We start from the raw sequence: 15,984 nt of genomic DNA on the forward strand, positions 1-15,984 counted from the left end.
CCGTCGTCCCGCAATCTCAGTCGATGATGAAGCCGAAGCCGGCCGGCTGCCCCGTGGCCGCGTCGACCCTGGCGGCGATGCCGTACAGCCGGTTCATGCGGCCGAGCAGCGCCGACTCTGAGTCGGTGGCCGGCGCGAAGCCGTCGTCCGGACGCGACAGCTCCTTCTGGGCGACGGCGCGCACGACATAGGGCGTCACCAGCACCATCAGCTCGGTCTCGTTGTTGACGTAGTCCTGGCTGCGGAACAGCTGGCCGAGCACCGGCAGCTGGTTGAGCCCGGGCAGGCCGTTGATCGCCTGCTTGGTCTGGTTCTGGATCAGGCCGGCCATCGCCATCGAGCCACCGGAGGGGATCTCGACCGTCGTCTCGGCGCGGCGGGTGCGGATCGCGGGGATCGTCACCGACGAGGTCGAGGCCGAGGTCAGCGCATAGGAGACCGTGATCGCGTTGTCGTTCGACAGCTCCGACACCTCCGTCATCACCCGGAGGCTGATGCGGCCTTCGCCGAGCACGACGGGCGTGAAGTTGAGCGAGATGCCGAACTTCTTGTAGGTGATCGACGTGCTGCAGACCCGCGTGGTGGGATCGCAGGAATAGCCGCCGGGAATCGGGAATTCGCCGCCCGCGATGAAGGTCGCGGATTCGCCGGAGATCGCGGTCAGGTTTGGCTCGGCGAGCGTCTTGACGACACCGGCCGTCTCCATGGCGCGCAGCGTCGCCGAGACCGACGACAAGCCGCCGCCGGTGGCGGAAAGGCCGTTGGGGCCGACCAGCGACTTGCCATAGGCGGTGAACGGGTTGGTGTTGTTGAAGTTCACCACCGCGGTGCCGTAGTTCAGGCTGGCGCTGAGATCGATGCCGAGCTGCTTGACGATCTCGCGCCGGACCTCCGACACGTTGACCTTCAGCATCACCTGATCGCGGCCGCGCACGACGATCGAGTTGACCACCTTGTCGGCACCGCCGACGAGGCGTGCGGCGATCTCGCCGGCCTGCTGCGCCTCGACCGGGCTCGACACCGATCCGGTCAGGATCACGCCTTCGCCGACGCCGTCGATCTTGACGCCGGGAATGCTCTGGCTCAGCGCCTGGCGCACGCCGTTGAGATCGCGCTTGATCGCGATGTCATAGGCGGCGACCTGCTGTCCCTCGCCGTCGAAGAACACGACGTTGGTCTGGCCGACTGCGGCGCCGATGATGTAGGCGCGCCGGGCCGAACGGACGACCGCGTTGGCGACCTTGGGATCGGCGACCAGCACGTCCTTGACGTCCTGCGGGAAGTCGACGACCACCGACTTGCCGATGCCGAGCGAGAGGAAGCGCACCTTCGACGAGCCGACCGAAACCACCGGCGTCTCCGGCCTGTCGTCGGCCGCCTTCACCGGCGTCAGCGCCGGATTGAGCGCAAGCCCGATCACGGCCGATGTCGATAGCGCGCGGACGACCCACGTCCCGAACTTTGCGCGTTGATGCCCACCCATCATCTTCCTCGTCCTTTCGGTCACTTCTGCGCCGTCAGCGAGCTCGTGATCCCATAGCGAATGATCTCGATGGCGCTGCCCCGTCGCGCCATCTGCTGCTGCTGTTGCTGCGCCTCGGTCTTGTTGCCGTCGGCGGCGTTCACGTCGGCGATGCTGCGCAGCGCCAGCGCCAGCGAGCCGGCCTGTCGCGCGCGCGCCAGGGTCTCGGCCTGCTCGGGCCTGAGCTCGAGCGTCACCGTCTTGCCGACGACGGTGTTCTGGCCTTCCTTCTCCTTCGGCGCCTGATCGATCGCGAGCACGCGGACGTTGGAGAGAATGATCTCGGAGCTGACGAAGTCGGCGGCGCCGGGCTTGTCAGGGTTCTTGTCGCGCTTCGACAGGATGACGTCGACGCGGTCGTTCGGCAGGATGAAGCCGCCGGCGCCGGTCTCGGGCGAGATCTCGGTGGAGATCGCGCGCATGCCCGCGGGCAGGATCGCCGCCATGAAGCCGGAGCCGTCCGCCTTCACCAGCTTCTGCTCGCGGATCGGCTCGCCGATCACGAACGGCGAACGGGCGATGGTGCCGACCAGCTGATTGGCCGCCTCGGGACGGTCGCCGCGCCGGATGAAGATGTTGCTCGCGGCCTCGGGCCAGGTCTGCCAGATCAGGTCGCCGGGCTTGATCGCCTGTCCGAGCCCGATGTCGGTCTTGGCGACCAGCACCTCGACCGTCGGCAACTGCACGACCGGCGCCACGGGCGCCTGCCGCTGGCCGTCGGAATTGCTGACCAGATAGGCCGCAACGCCGCCCGCGCCGAGAGCGATGGTTAACACCACGATGCGTGCGGTCATCATACGCGTGACTACTCTGCTTACTCATACGCCCGGGGCGACGCGCGAGCCGACTGACAGCCGTCCCCCTCACTTACGACTAAGCGGCAATAGTATAAGCGAAATTGAACGGCATGGGCTGCAGCAGCTGCCGTGCGGACCGATTGCGCAAGTGGTGAACAGGTTGTTAGCAAGCAAATAGCGAAACGACGCGAATGTGTTAGCTGTTTGCTCGCAGCGCGGTTGCGCGCGCTGATAGTTGCTCACCAGATTGAATGAAATTGTGAGTTGCAGCCGCGCCTCGGTGGTCGCGCGTCAGAGTGAATCATTGACTAATCACGTTGGACGCGAACGCACGCTCATCGTGAGACGGTGTGCGTCGTGGCGCGATGGCGCCGCGGCTGATGCGATCAGCCGCTCGTGCCCGCGACGAACAAGTGCCGCGCCGCACCGTAGTCCGACGGGCCGGCATTTTTAGAAAGCAGAAACGGGTTGGACATACGATTCCGTTGAGCGGGATTTCCGTCTCGGATTCAGATTTCCTCAACAATTTGCGCGCACGGTCCGGGGCATGGCGGCTTTGCCCAATTCGATTTAGTTCGACCGAAAATGCACGCAGAAATTGTAACAGGCATATCGTGCCGCGGCGTCGGCCGGGCCATCGTCGGGGACAGCATGGGGTCGGGGGGAGACGTGCAATGTCGGTTGCTCGATTCCTGAAGCAGCGCGCGGTCAGGATTCAGACGGTCGGGTCCTACACGCTTCCGAACTGGTATTCCCCTGAAGGACGGCTGCGGTCTTTCGCATGCCGCACCACGCGGGTGTCGCCGTTCCGCGCGCTGCTCGAGGTGCCCGTGGTCGGCAAGGTCGGCGATCGCCTGACCTCGTATTTCCGCGACTTCGGCAAGTTCGAAGGCGAGATCAGCGACACCGTGCATGGCGGCTTTCTGCTCGAGCTGGAGATGACGCGCGCCGAGCGCGCCAAGCTCGCCGAGAAGCTGGTCTGGCTGGAGAAGAAGCAGAAGGATCCGTCGATCCGCGATTCCCGCCGCGACGCGCGCTTCGTGCCGAACTCGCCGCATTCGGCGCTGACGCTCGCCGACGGCAGCTGCATCCCGTGCTTCGTGATCGATGCCTCGATGTCGGGCGCCGCGGTCTCGGCGGAGATCCAGCCGGAGATCGGCACGCCGCTGGCGGTGGGCAGTTGCATCGGCCGTGTCATCAGGCATTTCCCCGATGGCTTCGCCGTCCGCTTCGTCGACCAGTTGCCAGGCGCCAACGAGCTCGAACGGCGGGTCATCACGCCGCCGGCGCGCCCGATGCGGCGGAAGCTCGTGGTCCACGGCGATGACCGCCTGATCGGGGCGCCGGAGGACTTCTTCCTGGTGTGACGGCGGCGCTCCTGCGGCGCTCGACGGCGGCCGCTCCGGCCTGCGCGGTTTCGCGTATGGAGCGGCGGCAGGAATCGCGGCATGGGAACCGGCGGCCGTCCGCACGGTTAACGCGATGTTAATCGGCATCGTGACAGCTTGCGCGTGCCGGGTGCATTGCCAGGAGGACCAGTCCCATGGAGGCCCAGAAGACCGCGGTGGATGCCATCGTCGTCCTGACCGGCTGCGACCGCGACGCGGTGGCCGCCTTCATCCGCCGCATGTATCTGGCCGGCGTCCGGGACCCCAAGCGGCTGACCTTCAAGGGCCTGCAGGAGCTGACGCGGGCTTAGCGGGATCGCGAGCCGGGGCCGGCGGCTGTTGCAGCCGGGTCACGCCGCAGAACTTTCAACCCCGATTCCCGTTCACAACCCTCGTGCGAAGGGATGCGGCCGGTCGCGCTTGCGGCTAAATTGAGGCCCTTGGCCGGCATCAGAGCACCCCTTCGATCTCGCCCAGAAGGCGACACATCTGCGCAACACGCTCTGAGCGGCCGGATCATGGGTCCCGGACATGCTCAGACAGCTCTTCGCGCCACAGCTCATCGGCCTCTACATCCTGATCGGGGCCACCATCTACGTCCACTTCCGCGGCAAGCAGCGGCTGCGCTTCGCCCGCCAGCTCGGCGACCACTCCACCTATCTCGCCCCCTACAATGTGCTGATGTATGCCGGCTCGGCTGTGCCCAACACGCCGGTGATCCCGGTGGAGCAGTTTCCCGAGTTGAAGAAGCTCACCGATAACTGGCAGACCATCCGCGAGGAGGCGGTACGCCTGTTCGACGAGGGCTTCATCCGCGCCGCCGCCGCCAACAACGACTGGGGCTTCTATTCGTTCTTCAAGAGCGGCTGGAAGCGCTTCTATCTGAAATGGTACGACGACTTCCTGCCGTCGGCGCGCACGCTGTGTCCGAAGACGGTCGAGCTGCTCGACTCCCTCCCGAACGTGCACGGCGCGATGTTCGCGATGCTGCCGCCCGGCGGCAAGCTCGGCGCCCACCGCGATCCCTTCGCCGGCTCGCTGCGCTATCATCTGGGGCTCGTCACCCCGAACTCCGACAAGTGCCGTATCCTGGTCGACGGCGTGCCCTGCGTCTGGCGCGACGGCGAGGCCTTCATGTTCGACGAGACCTTCATCCACAGCGCCGAGAACGCAACCGACGTCAACCGCATCATCCTGTTCTGCGACGTCGAGCGCCCGATGAAGCTCGGCTTCATCGCCGCCATCAACCGCTGGGTCAGCCACCACATCGTCAAGGCCTCGGCGACGCAGAACGTCGAGGGCGAGCATGTCGGCGTGCTCAACAAGGTGTTCGGCAAGCTGTACGAGTTTCACCTCGCCACGCGCAAGGTGAAGGCGTGGAACAGGACGGTGTACTATGCGGCGAAGTACACGCTGACCGTCGCCATCGTGGGTGCGATCGTGGTGTCGGCGTTTCGGTGAGGATGCAGAGTAGGGCGGATTAGCGGAGCGTAATCCGCCGCTGTTATTAGCGGTGACCGGTCGCCTGCTAAACCTTTTTGTACGGTGCGGTCAAGGTTAACACCTTCATGTCGTCCTTATTCAATAGGTGATCAGAGAAGCCGCGCATAATGATGTAGGGTCGAAGTAGAGGGCTTTCGAAGCGATATCTTATCCTGCGCTTTTCGCCGGTTCGTGACAGCATCTCGCCTCGGCCGGGTTGGCTCAGTTCTTTCAAATGACGCGCAAAATTCGGGATGTCGTAGGGTTTTCCTGTTATGTGTCTCAGTGGCTCTCGAACGTCAGCTGCTGCAAAATAACCCAAATCATCGGTTGCTGCTACAGCGCACGCCAGGAGAACCTCTTTGTAGATGTGGCCCGGTTGTTGGCTCTTAGTTGCATGATAATAAGCGGACTTTACCGATTGCTGCCACTGGCCAAGAGAGGCTTTAATTCCAATGTCGACGTCGGAGCTCTCTACGACTTTGCTATCTCTCGCAATCGCAGCTTTAGTGCTGTAGAGAGCGAGCAAGTGAGTAATGTAGGGTAATCCTTGTGATAGGCCTATTATTTCTTCTAGTGCCTCATTATTGATCGTCATTTGCAGACGTGTGAGCCCATTCGTAACGATCTGTCCAGTTTCGCTGCCGGACATTCGAGGCATCGGAATTTGAATGAGTGCGCGCTCAATCGATTGATGTTCGCCGATCAGTCCGTCGACCGAGTCTGCGACCCCAATCAGAATGATGGTTGCGGGCACGCTATAGTCTGAGAGCATTTTGATGGTATCAGCCATCAATGTGCTTACATAGTTCTGGCGTACGCGATCGAACTCATCGAATATCGGAACTAGAATTAGCCCTTTTGAAAGTTGCTCAAGTGTTCGTCTCACGTCATCGGGAGTGATTTGCTCGGGCAGAGTGTCGACAAGACGACGAGATACCTCGATCTGATCGGCATTAAAGCCAATGCCCATTCTTGTCTCAGTGACGATGATGTCGTTGAACTGCTTTCTCCAAAGTGACGTGTACGTATCCGACGCGTCGCAGTTAATGCGCGGAAGAAGAAACTTAGAATTCTTTCTGCCGTGCAGCAGCTGAGAAAGAACATTGGAGAGTGAGGTTTTCCCAACCCCCCGCTCGCCATAGAGAATAGCGTGATAGCCGCGCTGCGATATCGCATTCAAAATCGCTTCAATCTGGTCGCTCCGCCCGGCAAAAAGGTCCAAGGCGTTTATGGGGGAGCCCGGCGTGAAAACGTCTCCGGCATCGAACGCCAGCTGGATCTTATCCGTCATGATCGCCTCAAATAGCATCAAGTTTGGTGCCAATCTTGTCTAATAAATGATCTATCTCGTCAAGTAATTGCAGTTTCGCTGCGTTCACGAAGTCGAGAGGTGCTTGGGCCGAAGAAGGGCAAGAGGATAATGGTGTTTTGATACCTTCCATTGGCTGATGTCGCGGCCAATCGATAACTCGTCTATCCGCGGTCAAGTGCATCAAGAATTCTGTAAAACATAATTTTTATTGACAGCTTCGTAAAATCAGCATTACAGTCCCTGCCATCCCGTTGCACGGTAGGGGACGGTTCGCGGTCGTCACGGACGTTGGCAGCGGGAGGCGGTGGACGCGGGCGGGCGCAGTGCTGTTGGCACGGACGAACGCTGGCCTCGTGGACGGTGAAGGCGTGTGGTTCTGATACTCCGACGCTAGTATCAACGTTGCGACAAAGCTTCGCTTTGCGCAGCGGATGGTGGCCAGAAAGCCCGGTGCACCAGGAAGAGCGCGCTATAGCCTGTTAAAACCATCGCGCGGGGAAGGCCGGGTGTGTTCGGCCAGACCTGTGGTGACTGCCGCCTGCTTTTTTTCTGCAGGCGGGCCACGGGCGCGGCCAGCGCCCGGCCTTCCCTGCGCCCTCCATCTGGAGAGGGCGAGAGTTAGAGCATCACTCGGGCGCGGAATGCGTCGCGAGAAGGTGGGTGCTCGTCTCAGCCTGAACGCTGTTTGAGATTGTGGATCAGTGTAGCCGCAAGGGCGGTGCCCACCCTCCCCTGGAGGGGGAGGGTCGCTCGCGCGCGAAGCGGGCGAGCGGGGTGGGGTGATCTCTCCACGCGCACCGGTGCCAGAGGAGAGATCACCCCACCCCGCCTCACGTGTCGCTGCGCTCCTCGTGAGGCGACCCTCCCCCTCCAGGGGAGGGTGATCCGGTGCTTGGCTGCGATTGGGCTTCAATGAGGAAAGCCGTGCAGGGCGCGGAATGCGTCGCGAGAGCGTGGGTGCTCGTTCCTGAATCAGCTATGCAGCCGTTGAGATTGTGGATCAGATAATGTCGCAAAGCAGGTCTTACCCTCCCCTGGAGGGGGAGGGTCGCTCGCGCGCGAAGCGGGCGAGCGGGGTGGGGTGATCTCTCAGCGGGCGCCGGTGCGAGCGGAGAGATCACCCCACCCCGCCTCACGTGTCGCTGCGCTCCTCGTGAGGCGACCCTCCCCCTCCAGGGGAGGGGGATCCCGGTGCTTGGCTGCGATTGGGCGCCAGACCAAAAAAAGCCGCGCAGAGCGCGGCTTTTTGGAAGTGTTGCGAGGACCGTGGGCGCGTCGGCTTACGCCGCCGCCGGCCCGATCGAGACCTTCAGCGTGCCCACGCCGTCGACGCCGCATTCGATGGTGTCGCCCGGAACGACCGCCGCGACGCCCGCGGGCGTGCCGGTCATGATGATGTCGCCGGCGGCGAGCTCGACCTGCTGGGACAGCTTCCAGATGATCTCCGGCACGTTCCAGATCAGCTCCGAGAGGTCGCCGGTCTGGCGCTCGGTGCCGTTGACCGACAGCCAGATCTTGCCCTTCGCGGGGTGGCCGATCTTGGCCGCGGGCTGGATGGCCGAGCAGGGCGCGGAATGGTCGAACGACTTGCCGACCTCCCAGGGGCGCTGCATCTTGCGGGAGGCGAGCTGCAGGTCGCGGCGGGTAAGGTCGATGCCGACGGCGTAGCCGTAGACGTGGTCGAGCGCCTTGTCGGTCGGAATGTTCAGGCCGCCGCTCTTCAGCGCGACCACCAGCTCGACCTCGTGATGCATGTCCTGGGTCAGCGGCGGGTAGGGGATCACGGCGCCGTCCGGCGCCAGCATGTCGGCATGCTTGGCGAAGAAGAACGGCGGATCGCGCTCGTCATTGCCCATCTCGCGGATGTGCTCGAGATAGTTGCGGCCGACGCACCAGATGCGGCGGACCGGAAAGACGCCGGCTTCGCCGACAACGGGAAGCGAAGGCTGCGGGAAGGCCGGGATGACGGTGGAGGCGCTCATGAAATGGATCTCGGGTGCGGTGAAATAAGCGGGTCAGGACGTCGCGGTCATGGGGATGACGTTCGGCCCCATGTCGCGCTGTTGCAGGCGGAAGAACGAAGCATAGCGGCCGCCACGGCGCAACAGATCGTCATGCCGGCCGCGCTCGACGATCTCGCCGGCCTCGACCACCAGGATGGCGTCGGCGTTCATGATGGTGTGCAGGCGATGCGCGATGACGATGGTGGTGCGGTTCTGGCAGAGATGCTCGATCGCCTCCTGCACCTGGCGCTCGGATTCGGAGTCCAGCGCCGCGGTGGCCTCGTCGAGCAGGATGATCGGCGCGTTGCGGATCAGCGCGCGGGCGACCGCGATGCGCTGGCGCTGGCCGCCGGAGAGCTGGGTGCCGTGCTCGCCGACCGGCGTGTCGTAGCTAAGCGGGAAGCTCATGATGAAGTCGTGCGCGCAAGCCGCCTTCGCCGCCTCGATGATCTCGGCCTCGGTCGCGCCGGGCTTGCCGAAGGCGATGTTGGCGCGGATGCTATCGCGGAACAGGTAGACGTCCTGGCCGACATAGGCGGCCTGCTCGCGCAAGCTGCGGCGCGACACCTGCGCGATCGACTGGCCGTCGATCAGGATGTCGCCCGCGGTCGCCTCGTAGAACCGCAGCAGCAGCGCCAGCACCGTCGACTTGCCGCCGCCGGACGGGCCGACCAGCGCGGTGACCTTGCCGGGCTCGGCAATGAAGCTCATGCGGTTGAGCACCGGCTCGTTGTCGCGATAGGCGAAGGAGACGTCGCGCAGCTCGATCTTGGCTTGCGTCAGCTTCAGCGCCGGCTTGTCGTCGTCAGGCTGCTCGCTGGCGGGGCTGTCGACCACTTCGAGCAGCATGCGCGCGCCGACGAGCTGGCTGTTGAGATCGATGTTGAGCCGCGCCAGCCGTTTGGCCGGCTCGGTCGCCATCAGGAAGGCGGTCATGAAGGAGAAGAACTGGCCGGGCGTGGCGTTGAGCGCGACCACGGCATAGCCGCCATACATCAGGCAGCCGGCGACCGCGAAGCCGCCGAGCATCTCCATCAGCGGGTTGGAGCGGTTGGAGACGCGGGCCATCTTGTTGGCGTTGCGCTCGACCACCGCGATGTTCTCGTCGATGCGCGCGCGCATCGCGTCCTCGAGCGTGAACGCCTTGACGGTGCGGATGCCCTGCAGCGATTCCTGCATGGTCTCCAGGATGTCGGCATTGCCGGTGAACTGGCTGTGGGCGAGGCCCTTGATGCGCTTGACCAGCTTGCGCAGCACCAGCATGGCCGGCGGCACGACGACGAGGCCGAGCAGCGACATCCAGGGGTCCTGCGCGACCATCACGGCGATCATGCTGATCAAGAGCAGCAGGTCGCGGCCGATCGCGTTGATCAGCATGGTCAGGACGTCGGTGATGGACTTGGCGCCGGCGGTGAGGCGTGCCAGGAACTCCGACGAATGCCGCTCGGAGAAGAAGCCGATGCTCTCGCTCATCAGCTTCGCGAACAGCGCGCGCTGGTTGTTGGCGAGGATCGCGTTCGAGATCTTCGACAGGATCACCGCGTAGCCGTAGGTCGAGACGCCCTTGACGAACAGCAGCAGCACGGTGACGCCGGAGAGCACCGCGATGCCGGGGATGCTCTTGTCGACATAGGCCTTGTTGATGACCTGGCCGAGGATGTAGGCGGCGCCGGCGCTGGCGCCGGCCGAGACCGCCATCAGCGCGAAGGCGGTGAGATAGCGACGCCAGTAGAGGATGCCCTGTTCCATCACGAGGCGGCGGATCAGGATCGCGGCGCCATAGGGATCGTCGGTGATCTTCTTCGGAAATTCGGCCATTCTGGTCCCTGGCCGCCGGGACAAATCGCCGGGCGGACAGCAGTGCTTGCCCGCTCGGGGCGGCTTTTTCAAGCCCCCCGGCGTCCGGCTAAGTCGTTGATTCTAGGCCGAGGCCCGCTGCAGCGTGCCGCTGTGGCGTTCCAGGAACAGTTTCTCCTCCCAGGCCAGCGCATGGGCGGCGATCGTTTCCAGATCGTCATAGATCGGCGTCCAGTCGAGCAGCGCCTTCAGACGGCTGGTGTCGGCGACCATGCTCATGATGTCGCCGGGGCGCCGCGGTGCGTATTGGACGGGAATGGCGCGGCCGGAGACGCGCCGGACGGCCTCGATGGTCTCGAGCACGGAATAGCCGCGGCCGTACCCACAATTCAGCGTGACCGAGCTGCCGCCGGCGCGCAGATAGGCCAGCGCGGAGCGGTGCACCTGGGCGAGATCGCAGACATGGATGAAATCGCGGATGCAGGTGCCGTCGGGGGTCGGATAATCGGTGCCGTAGACGTCGATCTTGGCGCGCTGGCCGGTGGCGACTTCCATCGCGATCTTCATCAGGTGCGTCGCCCCGACGGTGGCAAGCCCGGCTCGTCCGAACGGATCGGCGCCGGCGACGTTGAAGTAGCGCAGCACCACGTAGTTGAGGTCATGTGCCGAGGCCACGTCGTGCAGTATGATCTCGGCCATCAGCTTCGAGGTGCCGTAGGGCGAGGTCGGACGGGTCGGCGCGCTCTCGGGCACCGGCACCTCGTCCGGATTGCCGTAGACGGCCGCGGTCGAGGAGAACACGAAGCGGCTGACGCCGCGCTTGACCGCCGCATTCAACAGGCTGCGCGTGGTCATGGTGTTGTTGCGGTAGTAGAGCAGCGGATCGCGCACCGATTCCGGCACCACGACCGAGCCCGCCAGATGGATGATGCTGTCGACGCCGTGCTGGCCGATGACGCCGTCGACGAGATTTTCATCGCCGGCATCGCCGATGAACAGCGGCACGCCGTCGGGCACGAAGGCGGAAAAGCCGCTCGAAAGGTTGTCGATCACCACGACGCTTTCGCCGGCTTCCGCCAGCGCGAGCACCATGTGGCTGCCGATATAGCCGGCGCCGCCGGTCACGAGCACGGTCATTGTTTGACGCGATCCCTGTTTGTTTTGCTGCAGACTAACGCCCGCGAAATGAACGACCTGTTGCGTGCATAGCGAACTGGCGGCGATGCTTAATGTTGCGTATAGGGAACCGCTGCAATTGGAGTTGAGTGTGCAAGCCGAGCCGTTTTCCGCCGCAGATCTCGACGTGATCGTGCCCAACCTGCACCGGCGCTATTCCGGCGTGACCGCGACCAACCGGATGGTGGCGCCGAAGCTGGCGAGGCTGGTGCGCGCGGCGTGGCTCGGCTCCTACGCGCCCGAAGGGATCGCGCGGATGCGCGCGAGCGATCTGTTCAAATTGTGGGGCCGGCGGCGGCCGCTGATCTGGCATGCCCGCCGCAACGACGAGATGATCGTCGGCGTGATCATGCGGGCGCTCGGCTGGCCGTTGAAGCTGGTGTTCACCTCGGCCGCGCAGCGCCATCACAGCTGGATCACGCGCTGGCTGATCCGCCGCATGGATGCGATCATCGCGACCAGCGACATCTCGGCGTCCTATCTGAAGCGCGAAGCGACGGTGGTGACGCATGGCGTCGACACCGAAGTGTACTCCCCGCCGGCGGATCGCGCCGCGGCCTTCGCCGAGAGCGGACTGCCGGGCAAATATGCCATCGGCTGCTTCGGCCGCGTCCGCGCGCAGAAGGGCAGCGACGTGTTCGTCGCGGCGATGTGCCGGCTGCTGCCGCGTTTTCCGGATTTTTCCGCGGTGCTGGTCGGCGCCGTGACGCCCGAGCAGATGCCGTTCGCGAGCGAGTTGAAGAAGCAGATCGCCGCCGCGGGCCTGGAGCAGCGCATCATCATCACCGGCGAGCTCGACATCGCCGACGTGCAGCGCTGGTACCAGCGTCTCACGATCTACGCCTTCACCTCGCGCAACGAAGGTTTTGGTCTCACGCTGATCGAGGCGATGGCGGCAGGAGCGGCGCTGGTCGCGGCGCGCGCCGGCGCGGCGGAGATCGTGGTCGAGGATGGCGTCACAGGCGTGCTGGTCCCGCCCGGCGACGTCGATGCGCTGGTCGCAGCGCTCGAGCCGTTGATGCGGGATCCGGATGCCGCACTGGCGATGGGCGCGCGGGCGCGGCAGCGGGTGGTGGAGAGGTTCAGCCTCGAGGCCGAGGCCGACAAGATCGCAGCCGTCTATCGCGAACTGGTCTGAGCGATGATGTCGGCGACGAACGCATCGAGATCGCCGCCGGCGAACAGGAAGCCGGGCAGGCCGGCGGCTTCGGCCGCCGCGATGTCCGAGGCGCGGTCGCCGATCACGAAGCTGCCCTCGCGCCTGATGGGCCAGTGCTGCATCAGGTCGAGGATCATGCCGGGCGCCGGCTTGCGCCAGGGATGCTCGCGCAGATAGCGCTCGACCGAGCCTTCGGTGTGGTAGGGGCAATAGCGGACGTCGTCGATCACAGCCCCCTGCGCCGCGAGCTCGGCCCGCATCCAGTCGTGCAGGTCCGTGACGTCATCCTCCGAGAACAGCCCGCGCGCCACGCCGGACTGGTTGGTGAACAGGAAGACGTGATAGCCGGAGTCATTGAGCCGCCGGATCGCCTGCGCCACGTTCGGCATCCAGCGGATGCGCTCCGGTGAGCCGATGTAGTTGTCGTCGTGATTGATGACGCCGTCGCGGTCGAGAAACGCCGCCGGCTTGAGCTGAGCGGTCGTCATCTAGCCCTCGTCCTGCATCAGCGCCGCCTCGATCATCTCGCAGATGCCATGCGCCGTCGCGAGATGGATCTGCTGGATCAGCGGCGTGTCGTCGCTCGGCGCCACCAGCAGCTCGTCGCACAATTCGCCCATCGGGAGGCCCTTGGCGCCGGTGAAGCCGACCGTGACCAGTCCGCGCTCGCGCGCCTTGCGCAGCGCGTTGAGGATGCTCGGCGAGCGGCCGGAGGTCGAGATCGCCAGCAGCACGTCGCCCGGTGTACCGAGCCCTTCGACCTGGCGGGCGAAGACGTGATCGAAGCCGTAGTCGTTGCCGATCGCCGTCAGCGCCGAGGTATCGGTCGTCAGCGCGATCGCGGCATAGGCGGGCCGCTCCTGCCTGTAGCGGCCGACGATCTCGGCGGCGATGTGCTGCGCGTCCGCCGCGCTGCCGCCATTGCCGACGATCAGCAGCTTGTGGCCGCGACGCAGCGCAGAGATGATTTTCGTTGCGATCCGCCCGGCGCTGGCGAGCATCGCGGCATCGTCGGCCGCGCGTTCCATGGCGGCGCGGGAGCGGGTGAGATGGTTGGCGATCGGGTTGAGGGCGCGGGTCACGCGGGCGGCTCAGGTTACGTCAGGGCCGGTGTATGGGGCGCGGTGTCGCTTCGCAAGCTGGTGCACGACCGGTATTGCCGCGTCGGCAAGGACCTGCTGGGCGATGGCGGCGACATCGGTCGCCGGAATGTCGCGCATGCAGCGGTGGTCGTTCATCCGGCAGACCGGCCGGTGGCAGGGCTGGCAGGGGACCTGTGTCCTGGTCTGGACCGTCGCCGCGAGGCCGTTCAGCGGCGCCCAATGGTATGGGCTGGTCGGACCGAAGATGCCCATGGTCGGCGTCCCCAGCGCCGCGGCGATGTGCATGAGCCCCGAATCATTGGAGATGGCGACGCTGGCCGCCGCCATGGCCAGGATGCCGTTGCGCAGGTCGGTTCCGGTGAGGTCGCGGACGTCCGGGCCGCCAGCGGTGACGATCTCGGCGGCGAGCGCCTTCTCGCCGGGGCCGCCGACCACCCAGACGTCGAGGCCGGCCTCGCGCAGCAGCCGGGCCGCCTCGCCGTAATAGGGCCAGCGCTTGGCGGCACCCACCGATCCCGGTGCCAGCGCCACGGCCGGGCGGTTCCCCAGGCCATTGGCCTCGCGCCAGTGCGCGACGTCCTCAGGCGGCACCCGCAGCTGCGGGAGCGGCCATTCCGGCGGCAGCGGCGCCCCGTCGGGCAGCGCCAGCGCGGCATTCTTGTCGATGAAGCGGGGCAGCGCCTTCTCGCCCCAGCGCCAGCGGTTGAGCAGGCCGAAGCGGATCTCGCCGACGAAGCCCACCCGCTCGGGGATGCCGGCCAGCGCCGGTGCCAGCGCCGATTTCCAGGTCCGCGGCATCACCAGGGCGGTCCGATAGCGACGTTCGCGCAACATCGCGGCGAGCTGCCATTGTCGGCCGAGCGCCAGCCGGCTGCGCGGCAGGTCCCAGACGATGCCGGAGCGGACCCCGGGCATGTAATCGACCAGCGGCGCGCACAGCGACGTCACCAGCAGGTCGACCGGCCGATTCGGCCAGCGCTCCTTGAGCACCCGCACCACGGTGTGGCCGCGCACGAAATCGCCGATCCACATATAGGGAATGATCAGGATCGGGCTGGTGTCCGCCGCGTCCACCTCGACCTTGGCCGAATTCGAATTCATTCTTTGTCTGCCTAGCTCAGGCGCGCTGGTAGCCGCTCGGCCGCCGCAGGTAAAGTGGGCCGAGCGGGCCGTCACCAAAGCGCTTACACTTTGCCGCCGCATGCGCTACGCGAGGGCCGGGGTTTTCGGGATCAGGACGGGTTGCGGAATGTTGCTGGTGACCGGCGGCGCCGGGTTTATCGGATCGAATCTGGTCGCGGCGCTGAACGACGCCGGCCGGACCGATGTCGTGGTCTGTGACACGCTCGGCAGCGAGGGCAAGTGGCGCAACCTGGCCAAGCGGCAGCTGGCCGACGTCGTGCCGCCTTCCGATCTGGACGCCTGGCTGAAGGGTCGCCGGCTCGAGGCCGTCCTGCACATGGGCGCGATCTCCGCGACCACGGTGGTCGACGGCGATCTCGTGATGGAGCGCAACTTCCGCAGTTCCTTGCGCCTGCTCGACTGGTGTACGGCCAACACCACGCCGTTCATCTACGCCTCGTCGGCGGCGACCTATGGCGACGGCGCGCAGGGCTTCGTCGATGAGCCGTCGCTGGCGGCGCTGAAGACGTTGCGGCCGATGAATCTCTATGGATGGAGCAAGCATCTGTTCGACATGGCGGTGGCTGCGCGCGCCGAGCGCGGCGAGAGGCTGCCGCCGCAATATGCCGGGTTGAAGTTCTTCAACGTGTTCGGTCCCAACGAGTACCACAAGGGATCGATGATGAGCGTGCTGACCCGCCGCTTCGACGACATCAAGGCCGGACACACCCTGCAACTGTTCAAGTCGCACCGCGAAGGCATCGCCGACGGCGACCAGCGCCGCGACTTCATCCATGTCGACGACGTCGTCCGCGTGATGCTGTGGCTGTTGGCCTCTCCCTCCGTCTCGGGCCTGTTCAACGTCGGCACGGGCCAGGCGCGCAGCTTCAAGGACATGATGCTGGCGGCCTATGCTACGCTCGGTGCGACGCCGCGGATCGAGTACATCGACATGCCCGAAGCGATTCGCGGCAGCTACCAGTATTTCACCCAGAGCAAGGTCGACCGGCTGTTGGCGGCCGGCTACAACGGCGGCTTCACGTCGCTCGAGGATGCGGTCGCTGGCTATATCCGGAACTATCTCGATTCCGCCGACCGCTTCCGCTAGACGATCTGGTTC

14 protein-coding genes are annotated in these 15,984 nt (G+C 65.1%); 5 read left to right on the plus strand and 9 right to left on the minus strand.

The features are described from left to right. Positions 1-16 precede the first annotated feature (16 nt). Complete coding sequence (locus QW861_RS08460) at positions 17-1,486, minus strand: type II and III secretion system protein family protein (protein WP_410052254.1); 1,470 nt, start codon at positions 1,484-1,486, stop codon at positions 17-19. A 17-nt stretch (positions 1,487-1,503) separates the two neighbouring features. Continuing rightward, the gene (gene cpaB / locus QW861_RS08465; protein ID WP_315712864.1) at positions 1,504-2,319 is read right to left on the minus strand and encodes a Flp pilus assembly protein CpaB; all 816 of its coding nucleotides are present in this window, start codon (positions 2,317-2,319) and stop codon (positions 1,504-1,506) included. A gap of 674 nt (positions 2,320-2,993) precedes the next feature. Between cpaB and QW861_RS08470 the strand changes: the two genes are divergently transcribed. From QW861_RS08470 to QW861_RS08480, 3 genes are all read left to right on the plus strand, one after another. Next, complete coding sequence (locus QW861_RS08470; protein WP_316192911.1) at positions 2,994-3,686, plus strand: PilZ domain-containing protein; 693 nt, start codon at positions 2,994-2,996, stop codon at positions 3,684-3,686. Between the two features lie 176 nt (positions 3,687-3,862). Beyond that, positions 3,863-4,018, plus strand: a complete 156-nt coding sequence (locus tag QW861_RS08475; RefSeq protein ID WP_315712861.1) for a hypothetical protein — start codon at positions 3,863-3,865, stop codon at positions 4,016-4,018. Between the two features lie 220 nt (positions 4,019-4,238). After that, positions 4,239-5,168 (plus strand): aspartyl/asparaginyl beta-hydroxylase domain-containing protein, encoded by a 930-nt coding sequence (locus tag QW861_RS08480; RefSeq protein ID WP_316192912.1) that lies wholly within the window; start codon positions 4,239-4,241, stop codon positions 5,166-5,168. 67 nt (positions 5,169-5,235) lie between these two features. Here the strand turns inward: QW861_RS08480 and QW861_RS08485 are convergent, their stop codons facing one another. The 4 genes from QW861_RS08485 to galE all read right to left on the minus strand — a co-directional run bounded on the left by QW861_RS08485 (position 5,236) and on the right by galE (position 11,441). Continuing rightward, on the minus strand, positions 5,236-6,483 hold the full coding sequence (locus QW861_RS08485) for an AAA family ATPase (protein WP_316192913.1): 1,248 nt from the start codon (positions 6,481-6,483) through the stop codon (positions 5,236-5,238). 1,301 nt (positions 6,484-7,784) lie between these two features. Continuing rightward, positions 7,785-8,486 carry a fumarylacetoacetate hydrolase family protein gene (locus tag QW861_RS08490; protein ID WP_316192914.1) on the minus strand — a complete coding sequence of 234 codons (702 nt, stop codon included), beginning with the start codon at positions 8,484-8,486 and terminating at the stop codon, positions 7,785-7,787. Positions 8,487-8,519: 33 nt separating this feature from the next. Beyond that, the gene (locus QW861_RS08495) at positions 8,520-10,325 is read right to left on the minus strand and encodes an ABC transporter ATP-binding protein (RefSeq protein ID WP_316192915.1); all 1,806 of its coding nucleotides are present in this window, start codon (positions 10,323-10,325) and stop codon (positions 8,520-8,522) included. A 102-nt stretch (positions 10,326-10,427) separates the two neighbouring features. Beyond that, the gene (gene galE / locus QW861_RS08500; protein WP_315712853.1) at positions 10,428-11,441 is read right to left on the minus strand and encodes a UDP-glucose 4-epimerase GalE; all 1,014 of its coding nucleotides are present in this window, start codon (positions 11,439-11,441) and stop codon (positions 10,428-10,430) included. 130 nt (positions 11,442-11,571) lie between these two features. Between galE and QW861_RS08505 the strand changes: the two genes are divergently transcribed. Beyond that, entirely contained in the window at positions 11,572-12,618 is a 1,047-nt protein-coding gene (locus QW861_RS08505) for a glycosyltransferase family 4 protein (protein ID WP_316192916.1), read from the plus strand. On the opposite strand, the gene QW861_RS08510 is transcribed toward QW861_RS08505, so the two are convergent. The 3 genes from QW861_RS08510 to waaF form a co-directional block, all read right to left on the minus strand. Next, positions 12,600-13,127: an HAD family hydrolase gene (locus tag QW861_RS08510; protein ID WP_315753279.1), complete on the minus strand. Its 528-nt coding sequence runs from the start codon at positions 13,125-13,127 to the stop codon at positions 12,600-12,602. The two genes, QW861_RS08505 and QW861_RS08510, sit on opposite strands and share 19 nt — an antisense overlap. Further along, positions 13,128-13,667, minus strand: coding sequence for a D-sedoheptulose 7-phosphate isomerase (locus tag QW861_RS08515; protein ID WP_409998677.1), 540 nt, complete (start codon positions 13,665-13,667; stop codon positions 13,128-13,130). 63 nt (positions 13,668-13,730) lie between these two features. Then, the gene (gene waaF / locus QW861_RS08520; protein ID WP_315753276.1) at positions 13,731-14,843 is read right to left on the minus strand and encodes a lipopolysaccharide heptosyltransferase II; all 1,113 of its coding nucleotides are present in this window, start codon (positions 14,841-14,843) and stop codon (positions 13,731-13,733) included. Positions 14,844-14,991: 148 nt separating this feature from the next. On the opposite strand from waaF, the gene rfaD reads away from it, so the two are divergent. Further along, entirely contained in the window at positions 14,992-15,972 is a 981-nt protein-coding gene (gene rfaD, locus QW861_RS08525) for an ADP-glyceromanno-heptose 6-epimerase (protein WP_315753274.1), read from the plus strand. Positions 15,973-15,984 lie beyond the last annotated feature (12 nt).

This window comes from Bradyrhizobium sp. SZCCHNRI1029 (assembly GCF_032487555.1).
In the GTDB taxonomy this organism is placed as follows: Bacteria; Pseudomonadota; Alphaproteobacteria; order Rhizobiales; family Xanthobacteraceae; genus Bradyrhizobium.

Bases quoted from the DNA above. Each gene is read 5' to 3' on its own strand.
- cpaB (WP_315712864.1), bottom strand. From the start codon at position 2,319: ATGATGACCGCACGCATCGTGGTGTTAACCATCGCTCTCGGCGCGGGC.
- QW861_RS08460 (WP_410052254.1), bottom strand. From the start codon at position 1,486: ATGATGGGTGGGCATCAACGCGCAAAGTTCGGGACGTGGGTCGTCCGC.
- QW861_RS08475 (WP_315712861.1), top strand. From the start codon at position 3,863: ATGGAGGCCCAGAAGACCGCGGTGGATGCCATCGTCGTCCTGACCGGC.
- QW861_RS08495 (WP_316192915.1), bottom strand. From the start codon at position 10,325: ATGGCCGAATTTCCGAAGAAGATCACCGACGATCCCTATGGCGCCGCG.
- QW861_RS08490 (WP_316192914.1), bottom strand. From the start codon at position 8,486: ATGAGCGCCTCCACCGTCATCCCGGCCTTCCCGCAGCCTTCGCTTCCC.
- QW861_RS08480 (WP_316192912.1), top strand. From the start codon at position 4,239: ATGCTCAGACAGCTCTTCGCGCCACAGCTCATCGGCCTCTACATCCTG.
- QW861_RS08470 (WP_316192911.1), top strand. From the start codon at position 2,994: ATGTCGGTTGCTCGATTCCTGAAGCAGCGCGCGGTCAGGATTCAGACG.
- waaF (WP_315753276.1), bottom strand. From the start codon at position 14,843: ATGAATTCGAATTCGGCCAAGGTCGAGGTGGACGCGGCGGACACCAGC.
- QW861_RS08515 (WP_409998677.1), bottom strand. From the start codon at position 13,667: ATGGAACGCGCGGCCGACGATGCCGCGATGCTCGCCAGCGCCGGGCGG.
- QW861_RS08485 (WP_316192913.1), bottom strand. From the start codon at position 6,483: ATGACGGATAAGATCCAGCTGGCGTTCGATGCCGGAGACGTTTTCACG.
- galE (WP_315712853.1), bottom strand. From the start codon at position 11,441: ATGACCGTGCTCGTGACCGGCGGCGCCGGCTATATCGGCAGCCACATG.
- rfaD (WP_315753274.1), top strand. From the start codon at position 14,992: ATGTTGCTGGTGACCGGCGGCGCCGGGTTTATCGGATCGAATCTGGTC.
- QW861_RS08510 (WP_315753279.1), bottom strand. From the start codon at position 13,127: ATGACGACCGCTCAGCTCAAGCCGGCGGCGTTTCTCGACCGCGACGGC.